Origin of the sequence: Streptomyces sp. NPDC056600 (assembly GCF_042792855.1) — a bacterium.
Taxonomy (GTDB): Bacteria; Actinomycetota; Actinomycetes; order Streptomycetales; family Streptomycetaceae; genus Streptomyces.
The window spans coordinates 1-25,196 of record NZ_JBHTVQ010000049.1 but is presented as its reverse complement, the minus strand read 5'-3'; the positions used below and the strand labels follow the sequence as shown (position 1 = coordinate 25,196).

24 protein-coding genes are annotated in these 25,196 nt (G+C 73.9%); 8 read left to right on the top strand and 16 right to left on the bottom strand.

All coding sequences use genetic code 11. The annotated features are described in order from the left end of the window. Positions 1–7 precede the first annotated feature (7 nt). Together ACFRAV_RS22895 and hemB are read right to left on the bottom strand one after the other, a co-directional pair. The gene (locus ACFRAV_RS22895) at positions 8–889 is read right to left on the bottom strand and encodes an SAM-dependent methyltransferase (protein WP_382558123.1); all 882 of its coding nucleotides are present in this window, start codon (positions 887–889) and stop codon (positions 8–10) included. A gap of 160 nt (positions 890–1,049) precedes the next feature. After that, positions 1,050–2,042 carry a porphobilinogen synthase gene (hemB, locus tag ACFRAV_RS22890; protein ID WP_382558122.1) on the bottom strand — a complete coding sequence of 331 codons (993 nt, stop codon included), beginning with the start codon at positions 2,040–2,042 and terminating at the stop codon, positions 1,050–1,052. Positions 2,043–2,176: 134 nt separating this feature from the next. Here hemB and ACFRAV_RS22885 point away from each other — a divergent pair, with 134 nt between their 5' ends. Beyond that, the gene (locus ACFRAV_RS22885; protein WP_382558121.1) at positions 2,177–2,803 is read left to right on the top strand and encodes a hypothetical protein; all 627 of its coding nucleotides are present in this window, start codon (positions 2,177–2,179) and stop codon (positions 2,801–2,803) included. A 102-nt stretch (positions 2,804–2,905) separates the two neighbouring features. Then, the gene (locus tag ACFRAV_RS22880; RefSeq protein ID WP_382558120.1) at positions 2,906–4,006 is read left to right on the top strand and encodes a tyrosine-protein phosphatase; all 1,101 of its coding nucleotides are present in this window, start codon (positions 2,906–2,908) and stop codon (positions 4,004–4,006) included. A gap of 26 nt (positions 4,007–4,032) precedes the next feature. Here ACFRAV_RS22880 and ACFRAV_RS22875 read toward each other — a convergent pair whose 3' ends face one another. Continuing rightward, positions 4,033–4,824: a DUF4232 domain-containing protein gene (locus ACFRAV_RS22875; RefSeq protein ID WP_382558119.1), complete on the bottom strand. Its 792-nt coding sequence runs from the start codon at positions 4,822–4,824 to the stop codon at positions 4,033–4,035. 223 nt (positions 4,825–5,047) lie between these two features. On the opposite strand from ACFRAV_RS22875, the gene ACFRAV_RS22870 reads away from it, so the two are divergent. Both ACFRAV_RS22870 and ACFRAV_RS22865 read left to right on the top strand, forming a co-directional pair. Beyond that, the gene (locus ACFRAV_RS22870; RefSeq protein ID WP_382558118.1) at positions 5,048–6,769 is read left to right on the top strand and encodes a helix-turn-helix domain-containing protein; all 1,722 of its coding nucleotides are present in this window, start codon (positions 5,048–5,050) and stop codon (positions 6,767–6,769) included. Between the two features lie 357 nt (positions 6,770–7,126). Continuing rightward, a complete protein-coding gene (locus ACFRAV_RS22865) occupies positions 7,127–7,360 on the top strand; it encodes a hypothetical protein (protein WP_382558117.1) in 234 nt (77 codons plus the stop codon). An 8-nt stretch (positions 7,361–7,368) separates the two neighbouring features. Here the strand turns inward: ACFRAV_RS22865 and ACFRAV_RS22860 are convergent, their stop codons facing one another. The 7 genes from ACFRAV_RS22860 to ACFRAV_RS22830 all read right to left on the bottom strand — a co-directional run bounded on the left by ACFRAV_RS22860 (position 7,369) and on the right by ACFRAV_RS22830 (position 14,523). Continuing rightward, positions 7,369–7,932, bottom strand: coding sequence for an AAA family ATPase (locus ACFRAV_RS22860; protein ID WP_382558151.1), 564 nt, complete (start codon positions 7,930–7,932; stop codon positions 7,369–7,371). A 53-nt stretch (positions 7,933–7,985) separates the two neighbouring features. Continuing rightward, on the bottom strand, positions 7,986–8,363 hold the full coding sequence (locus ACFRAV_RS22855; protein WP_382558116.1) for a VOC family protein: 378 nt from the start codon (positions 8,361–8,363) through the stop codon (positions 7,986–7,988). A 16-nt stretch (positions 8,364–8,379) separates the two neighbouring features. Then, positions 8,380–8,991 carry a LysE family translocator gene (locus tag ACFRAV_RS22850; protein ID WP_382558115.1) on the bottom strand — a complete coding sequence of 204 codons (612 nt, stop codon included), beginning with the start codon at positions 8,989–8,991 and terminating at the stop codon, positions 8,380–8,382. Positions 8,992–9,300: 309 nt separating this feature from the next. Continuing rightward, on the bottom strand, positions 9,301–10,989 hold the full coding sequence (locus tag ACFRAV_RS22845; RefSeq protein ID WP_382558114.1) for a uroporphyrinogen-III synthase: 1,689 nt from the start codon (positions 10,987–10,989) through the stop codon (positions 9,301–9,303). Next, positions 10,986–11,945, bottom strand: coding sequence for a hydroxymethylbilane synthase (hemC, locus tag ACFRAV_RS22840; RefSeq protein WP_382558113.1), 960 nt, complete (start codon positions 11,943–11,945; stop codon positions 10,986–10,988). The genes ACFRAV_RS22845 and hemC overlap by 4 nt, the downstream gene beginning before the upstream one ends. After that, positions 11,942–13,735, bottom strand: coding sequence for a glutamyl-tRNA reductase (locus ACFRAV_RS22835; protein WP_382558112.1), 1,794 nt, complete (start codon positions 13,733–13,735; stop codon positions 11,942–11,944). The genes hemC and ACFRAV_RS22835 overlap by 4 nt, the downstream gene beginning before the upstream one ends. Beyond that, positions 13,732–14,523: a redox-sensing transcriptional repressor Rex gene (locus tag ACFRAV_RS22830; RefSeq protein ID WP_351110971.1), complete on the bottom strand. Its 792-nt coding sequence runs from the start codon at positions 14,521–14,523 to the stop codon at positions 13,732–13,734. The genes ACFRAV_RS22835 and ACFRAV_RS22830 overlap by 4 nt, the downstream gene beginning before the upstream one ends. Before the next feature lie 465 nt (positions 14,524–14,988). On the opposite strand from ACFRAV_RS22830, the gene ACFRAV_RS22825 reads away from it, so the two are divergent. The 4 genes from ACFRAV_RS22825 (at position 14,989) to ACFRAV_RS22810 (ending at position 18,909) form a co-directional block, all read left to right on the top strand. Beyond that, positions 14,989–15,234, top strand: a complete 246-nt coding sequence (locus ACFRAV_RS22825; protein WP_382558111.1) for a glutaredoxin family protein — start codon at positions 14,989–14,991, stop codon at positions 15,232–15,234. A 166-nt stretch (positions 15,235–15,400) separates the two neighbouring features. Then, a complete protein-coding gene (locus tag ACFRAV_RS22820; RefSeq protein ID WP_382558110.1) occupies positions 15,401–16,315 on the top strand; it encodes an HAD family hydrolase in 915 nt (304 codons plus the stop codon). A 367-nt stretch (positions 16,316–16,682) separates the two neighbouring features. After that, a complete protein-coding gene (locus tag ACFRAV_RS22815; RefSeq protein WP_351110977.1) occupies positions 16,683–17,453 on the top strand; it encodes an ECF subfamily RNA polymerase sigma factor, BldN family in 771 nt (256 codons plus the stop codon). 223 nt (positions 17,454–17,676) lie between these two features. Beyond that, positions 17,677–18,909 (top strand): DUF5667 domain-containing protein, encoded by a 1,233-nt coding sequence (locus tag ACFRAV_RS22810; protein ID WP_382558109.1) that lies wholly within the window; start codon positions 17,677–17,679, stop codon positions 18,907–18,909. Between the two features lie 74 nt (positions 18,910–18,983). On the opposite strand, the gene ACFRAV_RS22805 is transcribed toward ACFRAV_RS22810, so the two are convergent. The 6 genes from ACFRAV_RS22805 to ACFRAV_RS22780 form a co-directional block, all read right to left on the bottom strand. Further along, positions 18,984–20,081 carry a lysophospholipid acyltransferase family protein gene (locus ACFRAV_RS22805; RefSeq protein ID WP_382558108.1) on the bottom strand — a complete coding sequence of 366 codons (1,098 nt, stop codon included), beginning with the start codon at positions 20,079–20,081 and terminating at the stop codon, positions 18,984–18,986. Positions 20,082–20,101: 20 nt separating this feature from the next. Continuing rightward, a complete protein-coding gene (locus ACFRAV_RS22800) occupies positions 20,102–21,154 on the bottom strand; it encodes an NAD-dependent epimerase/dehydratase family protein (protein WP_382558107.1) in 1,053 nt (350 codons plus the stop codon). A 229-nt stretch (positions 21,155–21,383) separates the two neighbouring features. Further along, positions 21,384–21,482: a 30S ribosomal protein bS22 gene (locus ACFRAV_RS22795; protein ID WP_003948845.1), complete on the bottom strand. Its 99-nt coding sequence runs from the start codon at positions 21,480–21,482 to the stop codon at positions 21,384–21,386. A 154-nt stretch (positions 21,483–21,636) separates the two neighbouring features. After that, positions 21,637–21,849 carry a helix-turn-helix domain-containing protein gene (locus tag ACFRAV_RS22790; RefSeq protein ID WP_159105670.1) on the bottom strand — a complete coding sequence of 71 codons (213 nt, stop codon included), beginning with the start codon at positions 21,847–21,849 and terminating at the stop codon, positions 21,637–21,639. A 1,398-nt stretch (positions 21,850–23,247) separates the two neighbouring features. Further along, positions 23,248–24,420, bottom strand: a complete 1,173-nt coding sequence (locus ACFRAV_RS22785; protein WP_382558106.1) for an acetoin utilization protein AcuC — start codon at positions 24,418–24,420, stop codon at positions 23,248–23,250. Positions 24,421–24,438: 18 nt separating this feature from the next. Beyond that, positions 24,439–25,083, bottom strand: coding sequence for an HAD family hydrolase (locus ACFRAV_RS22780; RefSeq protein ID WP_382558105.1), 645 nt, complete (start codon positions 25,081–25,083; stop codon positions 24,439–24,441). Positions 25,084–25,196 lie beyond the last annotated feature (113 nt).

Below are 25,196 nucleotides of genomic sequence, written 5' to 3'. Positions count from 1 at the left end.
GGCCCGCTCACAGCTTGCGGCCCACGGCGCCGTGGACGCTGATGTCCTCGTCGGTGACGTCGTTGATGTCGGCGTACCGCAGCCGGTCCACCGGCTCCATGGCCGCCAGCAGCTCCGGGGCCGGCGGCTCGGGCACCGGGGCCGCGCCGTCGGGGCGCCAGCGGTGCACGGGGACGATGCCCGGTTCCTCGACCACCAGCCCGTTGCCGTCGAAGAAGCGCCCGACACCGGCCTCGTCCCGCAGGACGAAGGTCATGCCGCGCTCCCGCATGGTCCGCTGGACGGGCAGGATCCGCTCCGGGTTCCGGTCGTGGCCCAGGTGGCTGAGCACCATCCGGCTGCCGGAGGGCAGCGCGTCCGTCAGCCGCTTCACCGTGCCGTACGCGTCGGCGTCCTCGACGAAGTGCAGGACGGCGGCGAGGACCAGGACGACGGGGCGGTCGAGGTCGAGGGTGGCGGAGGCCTGTTCGAGGAGGGCGTCGGCCGCCCGCAGGTCGCCCTCGACGTAGGCGGTGCGGCCCTCGGGACTGCTGGTCAGCAGGGCCCGGGCGTGCGCCAGGACGATCGGGTCGTTGTCGGCGTACACGACGCGTGCGGACGGCACGAACCGCTGGGCGATCTGGTGCACGTTCTCCTGCGTGGGCAGGCCCGAACCGATGTCCAGGAACTGGTCCATGCCCTCGTCGCGGGCCAGCGAGGTGACGGCGCGGCGCAGGAAGTCCCGGTTGTGGCGGACGTCGAGGTAGCCCCGGGGGTTGACCCGGGCGGCGGCCGCGGCCGCGGCGCGGTCCACCTCGTAGTGGTCCTTGCCGCCCAGCAGCAGGTCGTAGACCCGCGCCGGGTGCGGCCTGCTGGTGTCGATCCTGCGCCACACGTCGTCGTCGGACATGGAACGTCCCCTCCCCCGAGGCATGCCGTGCCGGTTCCGGTCGACAACCTAGCGGGACGGGGGCGCGGGGCGCGGGGCGTCTTTCCGCCAAGATCGGGGCGGACCTGCCGCAGGTCCGTCCCGTTCCGTTCCGCCCCGTCCCGTTCCGCCAGGTGGTGGGTCAGCGCAGCATGCGCGCGGCCTCCACCGCCCAGTACGTGAGGATGTTCTGCGCGCCGGCCCGCTTGATGCCGGTCAGGGTCTCCAGAATCGCCTTGTCGCGGTCGACCCAGCCCTTCTCGGCCGCCGCCTCGACCATCGAGTACTCGCCGGAGATCTGGTAGGCCGCCACCGGCACGTCCACCGCGTCGGCGACCCGCGCCAGGATGTCCAGGTAGGGGCCGGCCGGCTTGACCATGACCATGTCCGCCCCCTCCTCCAGGTCGAGCGCCAGCTCGCGCAGCGACTCGCGGATGTTGGCGGGGTCCTGCTGGTACGTCTTGCGGTCGCCCTGGAGGGACGAGCCGACGGCCTCACGGAAGGGGCCGTAGAAGGCGGAGGAGTACTTGGCGGTGTAGGCGAGGATCGACACGTCCTCCCGCCCGATCTGGTCCAGCGCGTCGCGGACGACGCCGATCTGGCCGTCCATCATGCCGCTGGGGCCCACGACGTGGGCGCCGGCGTCCGCCTGGACCTGTGCCATCTCCGCGTACCGCTCCAGCGTGGCGTCGTTGTCCACCCGGCCCTCGGCGTCCAGCACGCCGCAGTGACCGTGGTCGGTGAACTCGTCCAGGCACAGGTCCGACATGACGATCAGGTCGTCGCCCACCTCGGCCCGCACGTCGCGCAGGGCGACCTGAAGGATGCCGTCCGGGTCGGTGCCGCAGGTGCCGAGGGCGTCCTTCTTCTCGTCCGCGGGGACGCCGAAGAGCATGATCCCGGAGATCCCGGCCTCCACCGCCTCCGCGGCGGCCTTCTTCAGGGTCTCCCGGGTGTGCTGGAAGACCCCCGGCATCGAGCTGATCGGCACCGGCTCGCTCACGCCCTCCCGCACGAAGGCGGGGAGGATGAAGTCGGCCGGGTGCAGCCGGGTCTCGGCCACCATGCGCCGCATCACGGGGGTCGTACGCAGCCGCCGCGGCCGCGTACCGGGGAAGGATCCGTACGTCGTCATACCCACCACGCTACGCCCGCGGACGGGCACGTCTTGCCGACGCCCGGTCGGTCCGCCGCCGGGGCGGGAACCCCGGGTGGCGCGGGTGACGTCCCAGGGGACGGACCCGGCGGCCACCACGGGGAGTGCCCGACATGGCGACGACACACCACTCGCGGCAGGAGGGCCCACCGGAGATGTCCCTCCGGCGCTGGACCGCCCTGCTGCTCCCGCCCGTCACCGCCCTCGCGGTGTACGCGTGGGCGTACTGGTTCTACTCGTCGAGCGGACTGCCCCTGTCCGTGGGCATGGCGGTGGGCGGCGCCGTGACGGTCGCGGCGCTGATCGCCTACACGGCACTGGTGAGGGGCGTGGGCTGCTTCTTCGGGGTGCTCCTGACCGCGCTCGCGCTGTTCGCCGTCGTCACCGCGGCCGAGCGCGTCACTCCGCGCGCGGTGGCCGTCGACTGCGAGGTGACGGAGGCGACGGGCGGCTCCCGGGAACCGGGCACCGACGGTCCCGCCGTACCGGGCCGGTCCGTCCTCACCCTCGACTGCCCGGGCGGTCACCCCGCGCAGATCACCACCGCGCGGGAGTACCGGGCGAAGGACCGGGTGCGGGTCTCCCACGACCCCGAACGCCGGGTCTCACCGAAGGCCGAGGGCGAACCGGCGCCCTGGTTCATCGGCGTCCTCGCGCTGCTGATGCTCGCCGTCTCCTCGGTGATCGCCCGCTACGACGGCGGCCGGACGGAGGCCCCCACCCCCCGGCGCCGCCGGTGAGGCGGGCGGGGGAGGCGGTGTCGCATGCCGCCCGCCCGGGGGACGCCCACGGTTGGGCGGGAGTTCGCCGTCGGCTCATCTCCGGCGCGCACGATCCGATGCATGACACACACATCTCGCGTCAGGTGCACCGCCCACGCCCTGGCCACCATCGCCGTACTGGCGGGCGCGACGGCCACCGCCGCCGCGACGACCCCCGGTACCGCCCACGCCACCGCGTCGCACCGGCAGGACTCCTCCCGCGTCCCCTTCACTGCGGCGGAGGTCACCGCACGGGAGGACGGCTCGTACCGGATCACCTGGCAGGCGCCCGGCGTGCACCGCGTCACCGTCCGCGCGGACGGCCGCACCGTCGCCACCGGCGGTTCCACCGGCTCCGTGACCGTCCGCGGTCTGCCCGCCGCCGACCGGCAGTGGTTCGACCTGGTGCCGGAACGGGGCGGGCCGCTCCGTCTCGCCGACCGGCTGGTGCGGCTCGACGGCGCCGTCAACTTCCGTGACGCGGGCGGCTACCGCACGGCCGACGGCCACTGGGTGAAGATGGGCGTCGTCTACCGCTCGGACTCCCTGGAGCACCTGACGGACACCGATCTGGCCAAACTGGCCCGGCTGGGTCTGCGCGTCGACTACGACCTGCGCACCACGTCCGAGCGGACGGCCGCTCCGGACCGGCTTCCCGCCCGGGTGCGGTACGTGGTGGCCGACGTCATGGGCGGCACGGACGGCGCCGGCGCCGGCTTCGAACTGCCGGCCACCGCCGAGCAGGCCGAGCAGTTCATGATCGACGGCGAGAGGAACATGGTCGGCGGGGCCACCGCACGGGCGGCGTACACCACCGTCCTCGGCGGGATCACCGCCGACGCGGGCGGCTCGCTCTACCACTGCACGGCCGGCAAGGACCGCACCGGCTGGGCGAGCGCCGCCCTGCTCACCGCCCTGGGCGTGCCCCGCGGCACGGTCATGCGGGACTACCTGGCCTCGAACGACTACCGCGCCGAGGCGAACGCGGCGACGCTGGCGGCCCTCCCGCCGGAGCAGGCGGCGGTCTACAAGCCGCTCCTGGACGTCCGCGCCTCCTACCTCAACGCCGGTTTCCAGGAGGTGGAGGACGTGTACGGCTCCTTCACCCGGTACGAGAAGCAGGCCCTCGGCCTCGACGCGCGGGACGTCAGGAGGCTCAGGGCCCAGCTCCTCGTCGGCTGAGGCCGTGCGGCCCGCCGGGCAGCGGGTCACCAGGCCAGCGCCTGGTCCATCTCCTGCTGCCAGTAGGTGACCGTGTGGGTGCTGTCGACGTACACGCCGCCCGCGGGCAGCGACACGGTGGCGGCGCCGGAGCTCGCGCCGCCGGAGCGCCCGGCGAAGGTGACCGTCACCTTGCGGGCGGTGCGGCCGCCCTCGCCCTCGCCGGTGGCCGCCGCGGTCATCACCCCGGCGTAGGCGGCCTCCCCCGGCTCGAGGGTCACCACCGCCTGGGGCCGGCTGTCGTCCAGCACCGGAACGGCCGCCTGCGCGTCGTCGAACCGCAGGAACGGCGCGTGGTAGGCGAGGCAGGGGGCGTCGCCGGTGTTGACGGCGGTGATCAGGACGTGGTTGATCGGGCGGGAGACGGTGGTGACGCGGATCTTGGTGTTGGCGGCGGTGCAGGTCACCAGGGCGGTACCGGAACCGGAGCCACCGGAACCGGAGCCACCGCTGCCGGAGCCGCCGGTGGAGCCCCCCGTGGAGCCTCCGGTGGAGCCGCCCCGGTCCGAACCCTGGTTTCCGGCGGAGCCGGTTGAGGCGCCGTCGCCCTTGCCCGTGGTGGAGGCGCCGCCGGTCGACTTCTCCGTGCCGGCCGGCTTCGTTTCCGTGCCGGCGTCCGGGCTGCCGGCGGAGGCGGCGGGACGCGAGCCCTCCGGGGAGGGAGCGGGGGAGCCGCCGTCCGAACCGCTGTCGCAGGCGGTGAGCGAGAAGGCGGCGAACGCGGCGGTCGCGACGGTGAGGACACGGACACGGGGGCGGCGGAAGGTGGAGACACGCATGGCGAAATACCTCTCAAGGCGGTGGAGTTCGGCAGCCGCTCGACCGGTCGGGCCGAGCGGCGTGCTTGGATGACCACAGTTTGTGGGCGGATTCGTCCCACCGGCGCCGATGCCGGGGCGTACGGGACGCTGGAACGTTCCCGACGCCCTGACCAGCCAGAACGCGGTCGCCTGGAACGCCCGGACGGGACGTCCCGGACGACGGACGAGGGGGAGAGGGACAGTGACGGGGGCAGAGGACACCGCGGAGTTCGCGCGGCGGCTGCGGGAACTGAAGGACCGTTCGGGGCGCAGCTACGGCATGCTCGCCAAGCGGCTCCACATGAGCACGTCGACGCTGCACCGGTACTGCAACGGGGACGCGGTGCCGGCGGAGTACGCGCCGGTCGAGCGGTTCGCCCGCGTGTGCGGGGCGTCCACGGAGGAGCTGGTGAGCCTCCACCGGGCCTGGGTCCTCGCCGACGCCGCGCGCAGACGTCCGGCCCCTGCCGCGGGGAGCGCGGCGGCGGATGGTGCGACGCCGGCGAGTGGCTCGGCGGGGGGCGGCGGTGCCGTCGGTGACGCCCGTGAGGCGCGCCCAGCCGCGCAGGCCGCCTCCGGGTCCGCGCCGGCCGGCGCGGCTTCCGCCACGGAGGCCGATCGGGCGAACGGCGCCCCTTCGGCAGTGGCCCCGGCCACGGGCACCCCGGCAGAGCACGCCTCCGCCGCGGGCACCCCGGCGGCGAACGCCCCGGCACCGGGCGACCCGACACCGAAGGACGCACCGGCTCCGGACGCCCTGACGCCGGGCACTCACCCGTTGGACACCCCCGCGGAGGCTCCCCCCACGGGCTCCGTCCGCGCGCACTCCCCGGCGGCCGACCAGGCCGGAACGGCGGTCGCCGCCGGCAGCCCGCCGAAGGCCGGGGCCGAGGCAGGAGCGGGGGCAGGAGCGGGGGCAGGAGCAGGAGCCGGGGCCGAGGCAGGAGCCGGGGCCGAGGCAGGAGCCGGGGCTGGGGCCGGGGCCGGGGCAGTGGCCGGGCCGGAAGCCGGGGCGACCCCCGGGCCCGGCACCCGCACCCCCCACTCCCCCGCCCGCCGACGCCTGCTCGTCGGCTCCGCCGTCGCCGCCGTGGCCGCCGTGGTCCTCACCGGCACCCTGATCGCCCGTCACGGGGCGGACGACGACCACGCCCCGGACCGCACCGCCGCCGGCGCGGCCGCGTCCGACAAGGACCCCGCCCCCACGCCCGCCTCCTCCGAAGACCCGGCCTCCCCCTCTCCCTCGGTGTCGGCGAGCAAGGCGAAGGAGGACGAGCCGGAGGCGCCCACTCCGCTCCCCGACGCCTCCGCCGCCCCGCAGTTCACCGGTACGCCGCTCACCATCTCCACCCGCCCCTACGTGTGGGAGAGCCCCTGCAGCCAGCACTACCTGGTGAACCGGCCGCCCGCCGAGCTGGGCCCGCCGCCCACCGAGCCGGACGCGCCCGGGTGGGTGGCCGCCATGGGCGCCGTCTCCGCGCGCGACCAGATGGTCGCGCTGACCTTCCAGGCGAAGGGCGACCGGACCGTCGTCCTCGACGCGATCCACGTCCGCGTCCTCAGGTCCGCCGACCCGCTGCCCTGGAACGACTACGCCATGGGCGTCGGCTGCGGCGGCAACGTCGCCACCAAGTCCTTCGACGTCCGCCTCGACGACCCGCGCCCGGCCGCACGGCCACAGGGGGGTCAGGGCGCGTTCCCCTACAAGGTGAGCGCCGCCGAGCCGCTGGTCGTGTACGTCACCGCGCACGCCTCGGCCCACGACGTGAGCTGGGCGCTGGACCTGGAGTGGTCCAGCGGCGGCCGTTCGGGGACGGTCCGCGTCGACGACCACGGGCGCCCGTTCCGTACCAGCGGCAGCTCCGGCCGCCCCCGGTACGAATATCCGCTGGGCGCCACCGCCTGGAACAGCCCCCTCGCATGACGCAGGATGTGCCGTGTGGGGGAACCGAGTTGACGTCGACGAGTTGCTGCGCCGCGCCGGGCTGGAGGTGGTCGCTCCGTCACGCCACGGCGCCCCGCCTCCGGTCCTGCCACCGCTCCTGCCGGTGCCTGCCGCCTGGCAGGCGGCGACCGACGGCGAGGTCGCCCCTTCGGCGGAGATCCTCGCCGACCGCCATGCCGAAATAAACGCCGCCTGGCGCGAACTCGCCTCGACGCCCGCCGCCGGCCCCGCCGACACGTCGGACCCCGGACCGGCTGCGGACGCTTCGGACCCGGGTCGGCCACGGACGCGGCGGCCCCCGGTTCCCCGTCCGGACCGGCCGAGTTCCTCGTCCAGGTGACCGGCCTCCGGAGCAGCGCCCCCCGCACCTGCGCCCACCCGCACCACGCCAACCGACTTCTCGACCCGGATCCCGATCCCGGCCCCTGGATCCGGCTGCCCGCCCGGGTGCTGGCCCGCCTCCTGCGTGATCCCCGCACCGCCGCGCGCCCGGTCGGTCACCCGGGCGTCCCCGCGGCGGTCCGCCGCCGCATGGCCGGGATCGTCGAGCTCGCCCTGGGCGCCGGCTGACGAGCCGCTCAGCCGGCGCCCTCCGCGCGGGCGCCCTCCACACCGGCGCCCTCCGCGCCAGCACCCTCCGCGCGGGCGACCACCGCCTCCTCCGCACCCGCGAGGATCGCGTCCACCGTCTCCTCCACGGTGAGCCGGGAGGTGTCCAGCCACAGCCCGAGCCGCGGCGTGTCCTCCCGCAGCGCGCGGACGAAGCCGTCCACCGCCCAGCCGCCGGCGTAGCCGTTCTTCGCCCGGCCCGCCTCCCGCTCGCGCACCGCCTCCGCCGACGGGGCGAGCGCCACCACGTACAGCGGACGGCTCCGCACCCGCGCGACGAACCGCGGCAGGTCGTCCCCCAGCAGGATGTCCTGCACCACCGCCGTGAACCCGGCGCCCGCGTACTCGTCGGCCACCGTGGCGGCGAGCCGCTGACGCAGGTCGAGCTGGGCGAGCGCGCCGGGGGCGAGGTCCGGCGTCATCTCCTCACGCCCGGAGACCACCATCCGCCGGAACACGTCACCCCGCACGTGCGCCGCCCTCGGCAGCCGCGCGGCCAGAGCCTCGGCGACGGTGGACTTCCCCGCGGCCATCACCCCCGTGACGACCACGACGGAGCCCGGCGGCGGGCCGGAGGCCCCGGCCGTCACTCGCGCACCAGGCAGAACGGGTGCCCCACCGGGTCCGCGTAGACGCGCCAGCCGCGCCCCGGGTCGCCCGCCTCGAGCAGCGTGCCGCCCAGCTCCAGCACCTTCGCCTCGGCGGCGTCGAGGTCGGGGACGCCGAGGTCGAGGTGGTACTGCTGCGGGCGGGACGGGTCCGGCCAGGCGGGCGGCCGGAGGTCGGGGGCCTGCTGGAAGGCGAGGACCGGGCCGCCCGGCGTGTGCAGGGTGGACCACGCCTGGTCGGTGGACCAGCGGGGATCCTTGCGGTCCACCTCCCCGCCGAGCAGCTCCCGGTAGAAGGCCGCGAGTTCACGCGGTCGCGGGCAGTCGATGACGAAGCACTGCAAGGTCGCGATCATGCGCCGAGCCTAGGGATCACGCCGAGGTGAAGGCGAGCGAAATGCCGAGGGCGACGAGAACGGCGCCGATGGTCCGGTTCAGCGGGACCTGACGCCTCAGCAGCCGCGCCCGCAGCGCCGGCGCCGACAGCACGCCCGCGACCAGGGAGAACCACACCAGGTGGGCGACCGAGATGAACAGGCCGTAGCCCGCCTGCCGCAGCAGCGGGGTGCCCGCGTGCACCACCTGCGTCCAGGTGGACACGATGAACAGCATGGTCTTCGGGTTGAGCGCGTTGGTGAGGAACCCGGTGCGCAGGGCCGCGCCGTGCGACAGCGGCTCGCCCACCTCGCCCGAGGTGTCCACCTCGACCCGGGAGCGGAAGGTCTTCCAGCCGATCCACACCAGGTAGCAGGCGCCGGCGATCCGCACCGCGGTGAACAGCGCCGGCGTCCCGGAGAGCAGCAGCCCGACGCCCAGCATGGTGTAGGAGACATGGACCAGGACGCCCAGGCTGATCCCCAGCGCGGCCAGCAGACCCGCCGTGCGCCCGTACAGGTAGCTGTTCCGGACGATCATGGCGAAGTCGGCGCCCGGGCTGATCACCGCGAGCACGGTGATGACGGCCACGGCCAGCACCTCGGCCACCAGGCACCTCCGGGGAAGAACGGCCGCGAGCGGCCGGGAACGGCTGGGGAACGCGAGAAGACTACGGCGAGCCCCCGGGGCGGCAGGAGCGCGGGTGACCTCCGGGCCCCGGCGACTGCCGCGGCCCCCGCGGCCATTGCGACCCCTGCGACCCCGGCGACCGCCGCGGCTCCCGCGGCCCCGGCGGCAGGGGGACGCCGGGACGTGCGAGCGACTACCGCCCCCGCGACGGGGAAGGCGGGGGCGGGGAAGCACCGCGCCCCCGCACCCGGGACCCGGGTGCGGGGGCATGGCAGGACGGACCTGCCGTCAGCTGGTCGTGGCCCTCCGGCGACGCGCGCCGGGACGCCGCTCGGACGGCCGGGTGACCGGGTCGCCCGCCGCCAGCGCGGCCTCACGCCGCTTCGCGCCGAACTCGGCGAGCGCCGCCGCCAGCTTGGTGACCGACGGCTCCGGGGCCATCACGTCGACCCGCAGACCGTGCTCCTCCGCCGTCTTGGCGGTGGCCGGGCCGATACAGGCGATCACCGTCACGTTGTGCGGCTTGCCGGCGATGCCGACCAGGTTCCGCACCGTGGACGACGAGGTGAACAGCACCGCGTCGAAGCCGCCGCCCTTGATCGCCTCACGGGTCTCCGCCGGAGGCGGCGAGGCGCGCACGGTGCGGTACGCCGTGACGTCGTCGACCTCCCAGCCCAGCTCGATCAGCCCGGCGACCAGGGTCTCCGTGGCGATGTCGGCGCGCGGCAGGAAGACGCGGTCGATCGGGTCGAAGACCGGGTCGTACGGCGGCCAGTCCTCCAGCAGACCGGCGGCCGACTGCTCGCCGCTGGGTACCAGGTCCGGCTTCACGCCGAAGGCGATCAGCGCCTTGGCGGTCTGCTCGCCCACGGCCGCGACCTTGATGCCCGCGAAGGCGCGCGCGTCCAGGCCGTACTCCTCGAACTTCTCCCGGACCGCCTTGACGGCGTTGACCGAGGTGAAGGCGATCCACTCGTAGCGGCCGGTGACCAGGCCCTTGACCGCGCGCTCCATCTGCTGCGGGGTGCGCGGCGGCTCCACGGCGATGGTCGGCACCTCGTGCGGCACCGCGCCGTAGGAACGGAGCTGGTCGGAGAGCGAGACCGCCTGCTCCTTGGTACGCGGCACCAGGACCTTCCAGCCGAACAGCGGCTTGGACTCGAACCAGGACAGCTGATCACGGCGGTCCCCCGCGGCGGCGCGCTCGCCGACCACGGCTATGACGGCCTGGCCGCCGTCCGCGGAGGGCAGCACCTTGCCCTGCTTGAAGACCTGCGCGATGGTGCCCAGCGTCGCCGTCCAGCTGCGCTGGCGGGTCGTGGTGCCGGCCACCGTCACGGTGAGCGGGGTGTCCGGCTTGCGGCCGGCCGAGACCAGCTCCGCCGCGGTCGCCGCGACGCCGTCCAGCGTGGTGGAGACGACCACGGTGCCGTCGGAGGCGCCGAGCTCGGTCCAGCAGCGGGCGTTGGCGGTGCGGGCGTCGACGAACCGCACGTCCGCGCCGTCCGCGTCGCGCAGCGGCACACCGGCGTACGCGGGCACGCCCACGGCCGAGGCGATGCCGGGCACCACCTCGAACCGCACGCCCTCGGCGGCGCAGGCGAGCATCTCGCGCGCCGCGTCGGAGTCGAGGCCGGGGTCGCCCGTGACGGCACGGACCACCCGCCTGCCGGAGCGTACGGCCGCCATGACAAGATGAACGGCATCACGTTCCGCCGGAACGGCAACGGTTGTTGACGTGCCGTCAACCACCGTGAGCTGCGGCGTGTCCGTGTCCGCGCCGGTGCTCTCCAGGACGGCGCCCGGCCTGGCGTGTGTGCGCACCACGTCCAGCACGTCGGGTTCGCCGACGAGGACGTCCGCACTCGCCAGCGCCTCGACGGCGCGCAGCGTGAGCAGTCCCGGATCGCCGGGGCCGGCACCCAGGAAGGTGACGTGCCCCTGATCGGGAACCGCGGGAAGGGTGGTGGGGCTCACTGTGCTCGCTCCCCCATCAGACCGGCCGCGCCCCGGGCAAGCATCTCGGCGGCGAGTTCGCGGCCGAGCGCCATCGCCTGCTCGTGCGTCTCGGGGACGGGACCGGTGGTGGACATCTGCACCGTCCGGGAGCCGTCGGTCGTGCCGACGACGCCCCGCAGGCGCATTTCCTTGACAATCTGCCCGTCCCCCAGAAGGTCGGCCAGGGCACCCACAGGTGCGCTGCAACCGGCCTCCAGGGCGGCGAGCAGTGATCGCTCCGCGGTCACGGCGGCCCGCGTGAGCGGGTCGTCGAGCTGCGAAAGTGCGGCAATCAGCTCCGCGGCGTCCGCGGAGCACTCCACGGCCAGGGCTCCCTGGCCGGGAGCCGGCAGGACGGTGTCGACCGACAGGAGCTCGGTGACCTCGTCCGCGCGGCCGATCCGGTTCAGGCCCGCGGCGGCGAGGACGACGGCGTCGAGGTCCCCGCTCTCCACGAACCCGATGCGGGTGTCGACGTTGCCCCGTATCGGCACCGTCTCCAGCAGCAGCCCGTTGGCCCGCGCGTACGCGTTGAGCTGGGCCTGGCGGCGCGGCGAACCGGTGCCGACGCGGGCGCCGGCCGGCAGGTCGGCCAGCTTGGCCCCACCGGCGGCGACCAGCGCGTCCCGCGGGTCCTCGCGGACCGGTATCGCGGCCAGCGTCAGACCCTCGGCCGGGTAGGTCGGCAGGTCCTTCAGCGAGTGGACCGCGAAGTCCACCTCGCCGCGCAGCAGCGCCTCGCGCAGGGCGGCGACGAACACGCCGGTGCCGCCGATCTGCGTCAGGTGCTCCCGCGAGACGTCGCCGTGCGTGGTGATCTCGACGAGCTCGACGGGCCGGCCGGTGACCCGGCCCACAGCCTCCGCCACGTGCCCGGACTGGGCCATGGCGAGCTTGCTCCGCCGGGTGCCGAGCCTCAAAGCCTTCTCTGTCATGCTCGCCCTCGGTTCTTGGCGTTGGCGTCGATCAGGGTGTTCTGGAGGGTGTCGTCGGCGCTGCGGCCGGCGGCCTTGTCGGCCCGGGAGACGGACGCCACCGTCTCCGGGTCGAGGTCGAACAGGGTGCGCAGCGCGTCCGCGTACCCGGCGCCGCCGGGCTCCGCGGCCAGCTGCTTCACCCGCACGGTCGGCGCGTGCAGCAGCTTGTCCACCACACGCCGGACGGTCTGGGTGATCTCCTGGCGCTGCTTGGCGTCGAGGTCGGGAAGCCGGCCCTCCAGCCGGGCGATCTCGCCAGCCACCACCTCGGCGGCCATGGAGCGCAGCGCCACCACGGTCGGCGTGATGGTCGCCGCCCGCTGGGCGGCGCCGAACGCGGCGACCTCGTCGGCGACGATCCGCCGCACCTGGTCCACGTCGGCGGCCATCGGAGCGTCCGCGGAGGCGTCGGCCAGCGACTCGATGTCCACCAGCCGCACCCCGGCGAGCCGGTGCACGGCGGAGTCCACGTCACGCGGCATCGCCAGGTCCAGGACCGACAGGACCGGCTCGGGGCGGATCGTCTCCACGGCCTCCGGACGACGGCGCTCGGGGATCCGGCCCACCGCGGCGGCGGTCGCGGCCAGCGCGGTCACCAGCTCCGGGTCGGGCTCGGGCCGCACGTCCTGCCCGGTGCGCGCGGCCTCCAGGCGCTCCGCGTCGCCGCGGTCCACCCAGGCGCCGTGCTGCTCCAGCGTGGCGGCGTCCATGCCGGCCACGGCCGCCTCGCCGGAGGCGGGGAAGCCGGCGCCGGGCGCGCCCTGCGGCAGTTCGGTCAGGTCGGCCGGCGCGGCCGCGCCGAGGCCGACGGGGCAGCCGTCGGCGTCCTCGGCCTCGCGGGCGCCGGAAGGCTCCGCCGTGCGCGGTGCGCCGCCGGCGGTGACGTCGGTCGGACCGGCCGGGCGGACCCGGCCCTCGACCGCGGCCGCCACCTGCTGGGCGGTGAGCACCAGGCCGGTGGCGCCGGTGCAGGACACGGCGATGTCGGCCCGGGCGAGCTCCGCGGCGACGGCGTCCATGGTGACCGCGCGGGCGCGGACCGGGGACTCGCCGCCCGCGGTGAGGATCTCCACGAGCCGCTCGGCGCGCTCGACGGTGCGGTTGGCGACCACGATCTCGGCGACCCCGCCGCGCGCCAGCGTGGCGGCGGCCAGCGACGACATCGAACCGGCGCCGATCACCAGCGCCCGCTTGCCGTCCAGCCAGGCCGGCACCTCGGCGCCGTCGGCGAGCTGCTCCAGGCCGAAGGTGACCAGCGACTGGCCGGCCCGGTCGATCCCGGTCTCGGAGTGGGCGCGCTTGCCGACCCGCAGCGCCTGCTGGAACAGGTCGTTGAGCAGCCGGCCGGCGGTGTGCAGCTCCTGCGCCTGGGCCAGGGCGTCCTTGATCTGGGCGAGGATCTGGCCCTCGCCCACGACCATCGAGTCCAGCCCGCACGCCACCGAGTACAGGTGGTGGACGGCGCGGTCCTCGTAGTGCACATAAAGATAAGGAGTGAGTTCCTCGAGCCCCACCCCGCTGTGCCGGGCCAGCAGCGTGGACAGCTCGGCGACACCGGCGTGGAACTTGTCCACGTCGGCGTAGAGCTCGATGCGGTTGCAGGTGGCCAGCACCCCGGCCTCGGCGGCCGGTTCGGCGGCCACCGTGTCCTGCAGCAGCTTGGTCTTCGCCTCCGCGCCCAGCGCGGCGCGCTCCAGCGCGCTGACCGGCGCGCTGCGGTGGCTCAGACCGACGACGAGCAGACTCATGCCGGCATCACGGCGGGGGCTTCCCCGTCGGTGCCCTTCGGGTCCGCCTCGTCCATCGCGGCGGCGGCCGCGGCCGCGCCCTTGACGGCAGGCGGCACCGGCCTGTCGGAGTCGGCGGCGGCGTCCTCGCCGGCCTTGCGCTGCTCGTGGAAGGCGAGGATCTGCAGCTCGATGGAGAGGTCCACCTTGCGCACGTCCACGCCGTCCGGAACGGTCAGCATGGTCGGCGCGAAGTTCAGGATGGACGTCACGCCGGCCCCGACGAGACGGTCGCAGACCTGCTGCGCCGCGCCGGCCGGGGTGGCGATGACGCCGATGGAGACGCCGTTGTCGCGGACGATGTCCTCGAGCGCGTCGGCGTGCTGCACGGGGATCCCGGCGACCGGCTTCCCCGTCATCGCGGGGTCGGCGTCGATCAGCGCCGCGACCCGGAAACCGCGCGAGGCGAAGCCGCCGTAGTTGGCGAGCGCCGCGCCCAGGTTGCCGATGCCGACGATGACCACGGGCCAGTCCTGGGTCAGACCGAGCTCGCGGGAGATCTGGTAGACGAGGTACTCGACGTCGTAGCCGACGCCCCGGGTGCCGTAGGAGCCCAGGTAGGAGAAGTCCTTGCGCAGCTTCGCGGAGTTGACCCCGGCGGCGGCCGCGAGCTCCTCGGAGGAGACGGTCGGCACCGAGCGCTCCGACAGAGCGGTCAGCGCGCGGAGGTACAGCGGAAGCCGGGCGACGGTGGCCTCGGGAATTCCTCGGCTGCGGGTCGCCGGTCGGTGAGTTCGGCCAGTTGCCACGATGCTCCTGCGGGTAGAGCGGGGCTGGGGGCGGCCACACGTCCCCGGACCGCCTCGTCGGATGCAGGCTATGTCTTTGTGAACGTGTGCACAAAGATGGTGTCCGTTTTGCCCCACCGACGTGACCGGGGTCACGCGGCGTTCACGCACGCGCGCGGAACCGGCGGACGGACGTCCGGCTCCCTCACTCGTCGGGGACAAAGCAGCACACGCTCCTCGTTCGATGCACGCCCCCGCAAGCAAATTCGCGGTCAAATCGTAAGCCACACAGCCGGTTCCGCCGAACCGTCACATCTGGCGAATCCGCAGGTCAGCGGCTGATTCCGGGGTCCCGTGAGAGCTATCTCTCCTCAACGGGGCGTCCCTGACCGCCGAGAGGGCGCCGCATTCGTGAAGACGATCACGACCTCGTCACCGTCCGCCCGCCGCCCACGCCTGCGCGTGACCGCTCCGGGGCGCGGGACAATGGCGGACATGAGTGGTCTGGTGACATTGATCGGCAAGCCCGGGTGCCATCTCTGCGAGGACGCGGAGAAGGTGGTGTCCAAGGTCTGCGACGAACTCGGCGTGCGCTGGGAGCAGAAGGACATCACCCAGGACACGGAACTCCACCGCGCCTACTGGGAGCAGATCCCGGTGGTCCTGATCGACGGGCGACAGCACACCTTCTGGCGGGTGGACGAGTCCCGCCTGCGCGCCGCCCTCGCCTGATCCGCCGCACCTCCCGGGCGGACCCGCGCCGTGCGCCGGCGGCGAGCGTGCCGCCGGCGTACGGGAGGGCAGCGCCCTGTGAGGGAGGGCCGCGCGGTGTTCGGTGTTCACAGGACGACAACCTCTCCGCCCCGAACCCGTCCCACGATCTGGATATGCTCACCGCATGGCCGCACTTGGATGGCTCCTCCCCCGAAAGCGCTTCGCCACGGCGCGCAGTGTCCTGGCCGGCGAGGCCGCGGCGGAGGCCGCCCGCAAGTCCTCCGGCGCGCTCGAGCAGGAGGACCGCTTCCCGGTCCTCGGCGACACCAGCGCCGCCGCCTTCTTCGACCTGGACAACACGGTCATGCAGGGCGCGGCCCTGTTCCACTTCGGCCGGGGCCTGTACAAGCGGAAGTTCTTCGACACCAAGGAGCTGCTCCGGTTCGCCTGGCAGCAGGCCTACTTCCGGCTGGCCGGCATCGAGGACCCCGCCCACATGCAGGAGGCCAGCGACGCCGCCCTGTCCATCGTGAAGGGGCACCGCGTCGAGGAACTCGAGATGATCGGCGACGACATCTACGACGAGTACGTGGCCGGCCGCATCTGGAGCGGCACCCGCTCCCTGGCCCAGGCGCACCTCGACGCCGGACAGAAGGTGTGGCTGGTGACGGCCGCCCCGGTGGAGATCGCCCAGACCATCGCCCGCAGGCTCGGCCTGACGGGCGCCCTGGGCACCGTCGCCGAGTCCGTCGACGGCGTCTACACGGGCCGTCTGGTCGGCGAACCCCTGCACGGACCCGCCAAGGCCGAGGCGATCCGCGCCCTCGCCGCCGCCGAGGGCCTGGACCTGACGCGCTGCGCCGCCTACAGCGACTCGTACAACGACATCCCGATGCTCTCGCTGGTCGGCCACCCCTACGCGGTCAATCCCGACCCCCGGCTGCGCAAATACGCACGCGAACGGGAATGGCGACTGCGTGACTACCGCACCGGCCGCAAGGCCGCGATGGTGGGCATCCCTGCGGCCGCCGGAGTCGGCGCGGTCGCGGGCGGAACCGCTGCCGCGCTGGCCCTGCACCGCCGCCGGCGCCTGGTCTGACCGGCGCTTTCCCCCGTCCCTCAGCCCGTCCGACGCCCGACGGCGCCCGGCCCCTCGCGGCCGGCGACGCCGCCGGGCGTCGTCGTGCGCGCCCCTCGCCGCCCTGACGCTCCGCTCACATCGGCCGGAGCCGGACACCGGATGCTCGCAACATGGCCGGATACGGTCGCCAAACGATCTCTCCATGTCATCGAATTCGACCCGAACCGGGCAGGGAAGCGACGTAATCGACGATTTAGGCAACTCGGCGTAGCAGGCCCTGCACGAAGCGTTATTCTCCTCAGACGCAATTCGGTACCTCTCCGTCGCCACGACGGGTGAACGGTTCCGCACTGCACGTGATGGAAGCTCTGCCTCTGGGAGTCCCGTGTACCCACACGTCGGGGTTGACGCCTCGGGCCTGGCTGCGCTCCGCTCAGCGGCCCTGGAGCTGTTGCGCGGCTTCGTCCCCACCGCGTACGCCGTTCCCGCCCTCGCCGCCCCCGCCGGCCCGTGCTACGCCCTCGCCGAGAGCTCGGGCACGGTCGTCCGGAGGGGCCGCGCGGGCGCCACCGCCGCCGCGCCCGCCCGCCGTCCCGCGGCGGACAGCGACAGCGCACGCATGATGGATCTGGTCGAACGCGCCCAGGGAGGCGAGGCCGAGGCCTTCGGGCGGCTGTACGACCAGTACAGCGACACCGTCTACCGCTACATCTACTACCGGGTGAACAGCAGGGCGACCGCCGAGGACCTCACCAGTGAGACCTTCCTGCGCGCCCTGCGCCGGATCGGCACCTTCACCTGGCAGGGCAGGGACTTCGGCGCGTGGCTGGTCACCATCGCGCGCAACCTGGTCGCCGACCATTTCAAGTCCAGCCGTTTCCGTCTCGAGGTGACCACCGGCGAGATGCTCGACGCCAACGAGGTCGAGCGCTCGCCCGAGGACTCCGTCCTGGAGCATCTGTCCAACGCCGCCCTGCTCGACGCCGTCCGAAGGCTCAACCCCCAGCAGCAGGAATGCGTCACGCTCCGTTTTCTGCAGGGGCTCTCGGTCGCCGAGACGGCGCGGGTCATGGGCAAGAACGAGGGCGCCATCAAGACACTGCAGTACCGCGCCGTCCGCACCCTGGCCAGGCTGCTTCCCGACGACGCCCGCTGACCGGGGGGCCGGCCTGCGGCCGCCCCCGGCGGCCGTGTCTCGGGAGGCCACCCTCCGCAATCATCAACTCACTTAAGGTGAAAGGCGGTTGATTCCACCGCCAGTCCGCCCGAAGTCCGTAACCGAAGTGCCCAGCCGCTCGTTGTCCGGGATACAGGCTCCCTGCGGACTCCCCGAGGTCCACGCCGGGAGTCGTCCGTCATGACGAGAGGAGGTGCCGCCAGTGATCGCGAACGTATCGGCGCACCGGCGGGCGAACGCCTTCGCCCAGGCCCTGGAGGAGCTGTCCGACCGGGGCACGGCGGCCGAGCAGCCACAGGGATCGGCGGCACCGGACCCCGCTGCCGCGGAAGACACCGGGCAGGCGGCCATGACGGCCGTCGCCGCGGGTCTCGGCGAACTGCCCAAACCGGAGCTCGACCCCGAGGTGAAGGTCGTCCAGCGCGCCCAACTGGTGGCCGCCATGGAGGCCATGGTCCAGGAGGGCGCCCTGGGCACGGACGCGTCCACGCAGGTCCCCGGCCAACGCTCACCCCGGGCGCGGGGCGCCCACCGGGCGAGCGCCCTGGGAAAGCTCCGGCCGCGTTCCCGCCTGACCAAGGGCCTGGCCGCCGGCGGGCTCAGCGTCGGCGTGGCGGCCAGTGCCTTCGGAGGCGTGGCCGCGGCCAGTTCCGACGCCCTCCCCGGTGACTCCCTCTACGGCCTCAAACGCGGGATCGAGGACTTCCGTCTCGGTCTCGCCGACGACGGCACGGAGCGCGGGGAGATGCTCCTCGACCAGGCCTCCCGGCGCCTCGCGGAGACCCGGCGGCTGATGGAGCGCGGCCGTGGCGGCCATCTGGACCACGAATCGGTGGTCGAGATCCGCCGCACCCTCTCCGGCATGCACGAGGACGCGGTCGAGGGCCACCGCCTGCTCCACGACGCCTACCGGCGCGACCCCGACTCCCTGGCCCCCATCCGGGCGCTCTCCTCCTTCACCGACCGGCACGGCCGGACGTGGCACGAGCTGCGCGGCCGGCTCCCCGTGCAGCTCGGCGACGTGAGCGAGGAGGTGTCGTCGGTCTTCGACGCCATGGAGCAGGACGTCGCCCCGCTGCGGCCCCTGCTGCCCGAGGCGCCCTCACCCGGCGACGACCTGCGGCCGGGCCACGGGACCGGCTCCCGCTCCCCCGGTTCCTCCCCGTCCGGCGAGTCCACCGCCCCGGGCAAGGACAAGGACGAGAAGGGCTCCTCCACCGGCACCGGGGGCGAGCCCGAGGCGTCCCCGTCCTCGGACACCGACGGTCTGCTCGGCGGCGGCACCGGCGGCCTGTTCGATCCGCCGGACGAGGCGGACCAGGGCTCGACCTCCCAGCCGGAGGACGAGGAGGACAGCGGCCACCGGGTCACGCTGCCCCCGCTGCTCCCCGACCTCCTCCCGGGCCTCGGCCTCGGCGGGGACTCGTCGGAGTGACGTCGTGAGGAGGGGGACGTCCGCAGGGCGTCCCCCTCCTCCGCATGCCTGCCGGGGCGGGCCTGCCGGGCCGGTCAGAAGAAGATCGACCGCCGCCGGACCAGCAGCTTGTACAGCGTGTGCTGGATCTCCTCCCGGACCTGGTCGGTCAGGTTGAACATCAGCATCGGGTCGTCCGCCGCCTCGGGCGCGTACCCGTCGGTGGGTATCGGCTCCCCGAACTGGATGGTCCACTTGGTGGGCAGCGGCAGCGCGCCCAGCGGCCCCAGCCAGGGGAAGGTCGGCGTGAGGGGGAAGTACGGCAGCCCCAGCAGGCGGGCCACCGTCCGGGCGTTGCCCACCATCGGATAGGTCTCCTCCGCGCCGACCACCGAGCACGGGATGATCGGCGCCCGCGCCCGCAGCGCCGTGGAGACGAACCCGCCCCGGCCGAACCGCTGCAGCTTGTACCGCTCCCCGAACGGCTTGCCGATGCCCTTGAAGCCCTCCGGCATCACGCCGACCAGTTCGCCCCGCCCCAGCAGCTCGGCCGCGTCCTCGGCGCAGGCCAGGGTGTGACCGAGCTTGCGGGCGATCTCGTTGACGACGGGCAGGGTGAAGACCAGATCGGCGGCCAGCAGCCGCAGGTGACGGCCCGCCGGATGCTTCTCGTGCACGGCGACCTGCATCATCAGGGCGTCCAGCGGGATGGTCCCGGAGTGGTTGGCGACGATCAGCGCCCCGCCCTCGGCGGGGATGTTCTCGATGCCCTTCACCTCGACCCGGAAGTACTTCTCGTACAGCGGGCGCAGCATCGCCATGAGCACCTCGTCGGTGAGCTCGGCGTCGTAGCCGAAGTCGTCGACCTCGTACTCGCCGGTGACCCGCCGCCGCAGGAACGCCAGCCCTTTCGCCAGCCGCCGCTCCAGCCCGCCGCCGCCGTGCGAGGGGTCCTGGCCGCCCGCACCCCCGCGAGGGGCGTCCGCACCCCCGTGGGAGACGCCCTTGCCGCTGCCGGAGGCTCCCTGACCGCTGCCGGGGCTGCCGGGGGCTGCCTCGTCGCCCTGCCCTCCCGCGCCGCGGCCCTGGGCCGGCAGCGGGACCGCGGCTCCGTCGCCGGACCTCGCGCCGCGGGGCGCGGAGCGGCGCCTGGCGCGGTCGTCGTCGAACGGTATGACCTTCGCGTCCGCCATGGTGACTGTGCTCCTTACGTCTACCGCTCGGCCTGGGTGCTGGTGTCCGGCGCCACGCGCCGGGCGATCCGGTCGACGGCCGCGGCGAGCGCGGCGGGCGGCAGGAGCCCGGGCCCGGCGGCCGAGGCGAAGTCCGCGAACGTCTCCGCCGTGCTGTGGCGCGGCTCGAAGCCGAGGATCTCGCGCATCTCGTGGGTGTCGACGACCCTGCCGTGGGTGAGCAGCCGGATCTGCTCGGGGGAGAAGTCGGAGAGCCCCAGGGTCCGCAGCAGCGACCCGGTCAGGGTGACCGCGGGCAGCAGCACCGGCGCCGTCGGCCGTCCCATCCGCCGCGCGCACTGCGACAGCGTCAGCACGCCGTCCCCCGCGATGTTGAAGGTGCCACTGTTCAGCGTCCCGCGCTCGGGCTCCCGGGAGGCCCGCAGCAGGACCTCGGTGACGTCGTCCTCGTGGACGAACTGCAGCCGGGGATCGTAGCCGAGCACGGTCGGCAGCACCGGCAGACGGAAGTAGGAGGCGAGCGGGGTGTCCACGCCCGGCCCGAGGATGTTGGCGAACCGCAGCACGCAGACCGCCGCGTCCGGCCGCCGCCGGGAGAAGCCCCGGACGTAGCCCTCGACCTCGACGGCGTCCTTGGCGAAGCCGCCGCTGGGCAGCACCTTCGGCGTCGTCGCCTCGTCGAACACCGCGGGGTCGCGGGAGGCGGAACCGTAGACGGTGGTGCTGGACTTCACCACCAGCCGCCGCAGCGTCGGCGACTGCTGGCAGGCGCCCAGCAGCTGCATGGTGCCGATGACGTTGGTCTCCTTCACCGAGGACCGCCCGCCACCGGCCAACGCCGTCCCGGTGACGTCGAGATGGACCACGGTGTCCACGGCGTGCTCGGCCAGCACCCGGCCGATCGCCGGCTGGCGGATGTCCGCGCGCACGAACAGCGCCTCGCCCAGGTCGTGCTCCGGGGTGACGGCGTCCACCGCCACCACCCGGGCCACGTCCGGGTCCTGCAGCACCCGGCGCACGAAGTGGCTCCCCAGCCGCCGGGCCGCCCCGGTCACCAGCACGATCCTGCCCAAGACCAGCGCCCTCCCGTCGTCCGCGCGGGCTCCCTCCCGGCGGTATGCGACAACTTAGCCGCTCCGTGTTGCGCGGGTATGGCTGTCACGCTGCCACCGCCCTCCACCCACGCCTCCCACACGTCTGCCCCACGGAGCCGACCACAGCACCGCGGGAACGTCTGTGGCCCCCCACCGAACCGGTGGGGGGCCACAGACGTACGCTTCGCGCGGCGTGTGCCGCGTCGCGTTACTTCTTGTTGCGACGCTGGACGCGCGTGCGCTTGAGCAGCTTGCGGTGCTTCTTCTTGGCCATCCGCTTGCGCCGCTTCTTGATAACAGAGCCCACGACTTACCCTCGCTCACTTCTCATCACTCGGCGTTGGGCGCCATGGGCCCATACGACCTTCGAGGGGAAAGCCTACCTTCCCCCGGCCATGAGGTCGTAATCGAGGGGCTGCGCGACGGCCCGGGAGAGCCCCGGACCGCCGCGAGCGACTGCCTCAGGCCGTCTCCACCCCCACATAGCTCTCGCGAAGGTACTCGTGAACCGCTTGCTCCGGGACCCGGAACGACCGTCCGACCCGGATGGCGGGCAGATGACCGCTGTGCACCAGCCGGTACACGGTCATCTTGGACACGCGCATCACCGAGGCGACCTCCGCCACGGTAAGGAACTGAACCTCGTTCAGAGGCCTTTCGCTGCCAGCTGCCATGACACACCTGAACCCTTCGCACTCGACGGCCACCGGCTTCCCCTTCCGGTGACTCTTCGTCGCTGCGTGCTCACTCCCCAAGGTAGGGGCGGATGATGCGAGTGGGGAAGAGGAGCAGCCATCACCGGCCTACCGTGACAGACACCCGCGATTGAGCACGCAACGGATAAGCGGGGGACGCCGCCCGGGCCCCACACCCACCCCAGCCGGAACGCCGGCGGAGATCCGCGCCCCCCGCACCACCGGCGGCCCTCACCGCCCCGCCCGCCCCGGCCCGCACGCCTCGCCGCACCCGCACTGACCTGCCCGGCTGGCCCGGAAGCCTCCCCTCCCCGCGGGCCCGGCACCCGCCCCGCGGAACGCCGGCCACCGCACCCGCCGCCGGCCACGGCACGCGGTGGTGCGCCCCCGGCGGCGGAATCCCCTCACCACCGGCGGGGGGACGGGCGCGGGGCTGCCGGGGTTGCTGATGCGTAGGCGGAACCGGGTCGTTTTGTCGACACTGCGGCCCTGCATCGGACGCAGCGCATCACCGCGGAACGTCGAGTGCCCGCCTGCCGGCCGGTCCGAGCGCGACTCGCACCGGGGGCGCGCCGCCGGCCCCGGAAGCGGGGGCTCCCCGGTGGCCCGGGCCCGCGGCGGGGGTTCCGGTTGGCTCCGGGACGAGGCGGACCGTCTCGTCGACGCGATCGTCCCCGATCACATACTGCCCGCCCACCCGCCAACAATCGACAACAACCCACTAAATCCCGACCACACCCCACCCCACCCGCCGGCCCATTCGGCCCCGTCCCCACCCCGTCCCCACCCCGCGACCGTCGCGCCCGCCGTGGCTGCCGTGGCTGCCGTGCCTGCCGTGCCTGCCGTGCCTGCCGTGCCTGCGGGGGCGGCCGAGCCGCAGAGCGCCACCCCTCACCTCCACCCCTGCGGGCGGCCGGGCCGCAGCGCCCGCTCCCGCTGCGGGCGGCTGGGCCGCCCAGGGGGCGATGGGGGTCCTCCCCCAGACTTCGTCCGGGGGTACCCCCACCTGCTCGAGCGAAGCCGAGAGCTTGGGGGAGGGCGGGCGCAGGGCGGTGCCTCCGCGGTGAGCGGCTCCCCTCACCTCGCGCAAACCGACGGCACCGTACGCACGTGGCCCTGCCGCAGCACGCCCCAGGGCCGAGCCTCGGTGGAGCGCACTGTCTTGTTCCCCCGACCCGCCCCCTTCCCAGGAGGGGACCTGACGTTCCGGGGGGCGAGCCGTCGTGTGAGGACGTGGGCCCCCTGCGCCCACCCGTGCCGCCCAGCGGCACGATTGCCCGCAGGGGGGCGGGGTGGTGGGTGCGGCTGCCCCCGGGACCGGAGGACCTCACCGCCGCACGAGGCGACGTCCGCGCCCGCAGGGGGAACCGCGAAGGGTCACGGCATCAGCCCCCGCAGGGGGAACACCGCCTTCCGCGTGGCGAGGATCGCCTGATCCAGCCGATCCGCCGGGTCGTACCCGTCCCCCCACGACCGGAACGTCACCGGCCACCGCCCATCCGTCATCCGCCGCGGCCCCGCCTGCCGGGTCAACGCGTACACCTCCTGCCGCCACCCCTCCGGCACCAGCGTCTCCGGCGCCACCGGCCGCCCCGCCGCCACGGCGACCAGATGCGTCCACGACCGCGGCACCACGTCGACCACCTCGTAGCCCCCGCCGCCGAGCGCGATCCACCGCCCGTCCGCGTGCGCGTGCGCCAGCCCATGACAGGCCGCCTGCACCGCGTGCTGCGCGTCCAGTGAGACCGCCAGATGCGCCAGCGGGTCCTCGAAGTGCGTGTCGGCGCCGTGCTGCGTGACCAGCACCTGCGGCCGGAACTCCTCCAACAGCTCCGGCACCACCGAGTCGAACGCCCGCAGCCACCCCGCGTCCCCCGTCCCCGCCGGCAACGCCACGTTCACCGCCGTGCCCTGCGCGCCCGGGCCGCCCGTCTCCTCGGGCCACCCGGTCTGCGGGAACAGTGTGCGCGGGTGCTCGTGCAGGGAGATCGTCAGAACACGGGGGTCGTCCCAGAAGGCCGCCTGGACGCCGTCCCCGTGGTGCACGTCGACGTCCACATAGGCGACGCGCTCCGCACCCAGCTCCAGGAGCCGCGCGACGGCCAGCGCGGCGTCGTTGTAGACGCAGAACCCCGACGCCGCCCCCGGCATGGCGTGGTGCAGCCCGCCGGCGAAGTTCACGGCGTGCAGCGCGTCCCCCCGCCACACCGCCTCCGCCGCCCCCACCGACAGCCCGGCGATCAGCGCGGAGACCTCGTGCATCCCACGGAACGCCGGGTCGTCCTCCGTGCCCAGCCCGTACGAGGGGTCCGCGGCCTCCGGATCGGCCGAGGCCGCCCTCACCGCCTCGATGTAGTCCTGGCGGTGCACCAGCCGCAGTGTGGAGTCCCCCGCCGCCCTGCCCCCGGCCACGGTGACCTCGCGGTCCAGCTCCAGCGCCGCGACCAGACGCCGCGTCAGCTTCAGGCGGACCGGATCCATCGGATGCCCTCGCCCGAAGTCGTAGCCGGTGACTGCCTCGTCCCACATCATCTGCGCGCGGCCGCTCATGGACGCCACGGTAGCCGTTCAGGCCAGGAGAGCCCCCAGCTCCCCCATCGTGGTGAACGGCGCCTTCACGCCCACCAGCTTCTCGGCCGGCGTCATCGCCGTGAACCCGTACACGTCCATCCCGGCAGCAAGACCCGCCTGCACCCCCAGCGGACTGTCCTCCACCACGGCGCACCGCTCCGGCGCGACCCCCATCGAGCGTGCGGCGTGCAGGAACAGGTCCGGTGCCGGCTTCCCACGACCGACGTCCTGCGCACTGAAGATCCGCGCGTCGTCGAACCACCGGTCCAGCCCGGTCTTCCGGTGACCCACCCGGATCCGCTCATGGCTCCCCGAGGAGGCCACACAGAACGGGACCCCGGCCGCGGCGAGCTGCCGCAGCACGTCCGCGACGCCCGGCACCGGCTGCAACTCCCGCTCGAACGCGGCGAAAACGCGGGCGTGGAACTCGTCGTCGAAGTCCTCCGGCAGCCGCTGCCCCGTCCGCTCGAGGATCAGGTCGTGGATGCGGTGCATGGCCGAACCCATGTAGTCCCGGACGGAGTCCTCGTAGGAGGTCTCGTGCCCGAGTTCGGTGAGGTAGCCGGCCAGCAGCCGGTTGGAGATCGGCTCACTGTCGACGAGCACACCGTCGTTGTCGAAGAGGACCAGGTCGTAGCGCATGCACAGACCATAAACTCTCCGGAAATGCAGAAAGCCCCCGCACAATGTGCGGGGGCTTTCCCAATATTTGTTCGGCGGCGTCCTACTCTCCCACAGGGTCCCCCCTGCAGTAC

Excerpts from the sequence above, each read along its gene's own strand:
- ACFRAV_RS22895 (WP_382558123.1), bottom strand. The coding sequence starts at position 889 with ATGTCCGACGACGACGTGTGGCGCAGGATCGACACCAGCAGGCCGCAC.
- hemB (WP_382558122.1), bottom strand. The coding sequence starts at position 2,042 with ATGACGACGTACGGATCCTTCCCCGGTACGCGGCCGCGGCGGCTGCGT.
- ACFRAV_RS22885 (WP_382558121.1), top strand. The coding sequence starts at position 2,177 with ATGGCGACGACACACCACTCGCGGCAGGAGGGCCCACCGGAGATGTCC.
- ACFRAV_RS22880 (WP_382558120.1), top strand. The coding sequence starts at position 2,906 with ATGACACACACATCTCGCGTCAGGTGCACCGCCCACGCCCTGGCCACC.
- ACFRAV_RS22875 (WP_382558119.1), bottom strand. The coding sequence starts at position 4,824 with ATGCGTGTCTCCACCTTCCGCCGCCCCCGTGTCCGTGTCCTCACCGTC.
- ACFRAV_RS22860 (WP_382558151.1), bottom strand. The coding sequence starts at position 7,932 with ATGGCCGCGGGGAAGTCCACCGTCGCCGAGGCTCTGGCCGCGCGGCTG.
- ACFRAV_RS22855 (WP_382558116.1), bottom strand. The coding sequence starts at position 8,363 with ATGATCGCGACCTTGCAGTGCTTCGTCATCGACTGCCCGCGACCGCGT.
- hemC (WP_382558113.1), bottom strand. The coding sequence starts at position 11,945 with ATGACAGAGAAGGCTTTGAGGCTCGGCACCCGGCGGAGCAAGCTCGCC.
- ACFRAV_RS22835 (WP_382558112.1), bottom strand. The coding sequence starts at position 13,735 with ATGAGTCTGCTCGTCGTCGGTCTGAGCCACCGCAGCGCGCCGGTCAGC.
- ACFRAV_RS22825 (WP_382558111.1), top strand. The coding sequence starts at position 14,989 with ATGGCGGACATGAGTGGTCTGGTGACATTGATCGGCAAGCCCGGGTGC.
- ACFRAV_RS22820 (WP_382558110.1), top strand. The coding sequence starts at position 15,401 with ATGGCCGCACTTGGATGGCTCCTCCCCCGAAAGCGCTTCGCCACGGCG.
- ACFRAV_RS22805 (WP_382558108.1), bottom strand. The coding sequence starts at position 20,081 with ATGGCGGACGCGAAGGTCATACCGTTCGACGACGACCGCGCCAGGCGC.
- ACFRAV_RS22790 (WP_159105670.1), bottom strand. The coding sequence starts at position 21,849 with ATGGCAGCTGGCAGCGAAAGGCCTCTGAACGAGGTTCAGTTCCTTACC.
- ACFRAV_RS22785 (WP_382558106.1), bottom strand. The coding sequence starts at position 24,420 with ATGAGCGGCCGCGCGCAGATGATGTGGGACGAGGCAGTCACCGGCTAC.
- ACFRAV_RS22780 (WP_382558105.1), bottom strand. The coding sequence starts at position 25,083 with ATGCGCTACGACCTGGTCCTCTTCGACAACGACGGTGTGCTCGTCGAC.